Origin of the sequence: Lyngbya aestuarii BL J (assembly GCF_000478195.2) — a bacterium.
Taxonomy (GTDB): Bacteria; Cyanobacteriota; Cyanobacteriia; order Cyanobacteriales; family Microcoleaceae; genus Capilliphycus; species Capilliphycus aestuarii.
Map to the genome: position 1 here is coordinate 1 of NZ_AUZM01000319.1, position 658 is coordinate 658.

A 658-nucleotide genomic window follows, 5' to 3' on the forward strand; every position below is an offset into this window, starting at 1 on the left:
ATAGTTTCTAAAATATTTTGAGCTTGATTCATGTAATTAGCAGCTTTATCCAACTGAAATGTATAGAAATAGTAATGTCCTAAGTAAAGCAAAGTTCTGGCTAATTGCTGATCCAGGTTAGAATACTGCCTGCATAAGATTTCACATTGATCAATTATCTTTTTCATTTTCCGATATTGGCTAGTATTTTCATAATACATTGCCAGTTCCAATTGATAATCAAGTTGATTATATATGTTAATTTCTAGATCTATAGCTTTCTCGATAAAAGACTCTGCTTTTGCATCGGAAACCGATAAAGTTGCTAAACACCTAAACTTGGCATAATATAAACTTGCAGGTAAATTTATCGAGCTTTTTTCGTATTCGTTGATGAGCCGATCTATCTCATCAAGCCATTGTTCAGTTGTAGATAAAATTCGTAGAGCTTTGTCTAGGAATTTAACTAATAATTGAGAACGTTTTTCAAAATATTGATTTTTATCATAGCTATCTCTTAAAACCGTGATCACATTCTCTAAATTAATTTCCAACTCCGATTTATTTAAAAAAAGATCAAAAATACGGTTGGGATCTGGCGGATTTTGACGCAAACTTTGTTTTAACAGTTCGTGGCGATTAAGTGATTGTTCTCTGTTTTTATTCATTAATAATTCTC

The 658-nt window shown here is 31.2% G+C and carries 1 protein-coding gene; it reads right to left on the reverse strand.

Annotated elements, in window-relative coordinates:
- On the reverse strand, positions 1 to 647 hold a 647-nt coding region (locus tag M595_RS28330), incomplete at its 3' end, for a hypothetical protein (RefSeq protein WP_023069976.1).
- Positions 648 to 658 lie beyond the last annotated feature (11 nt).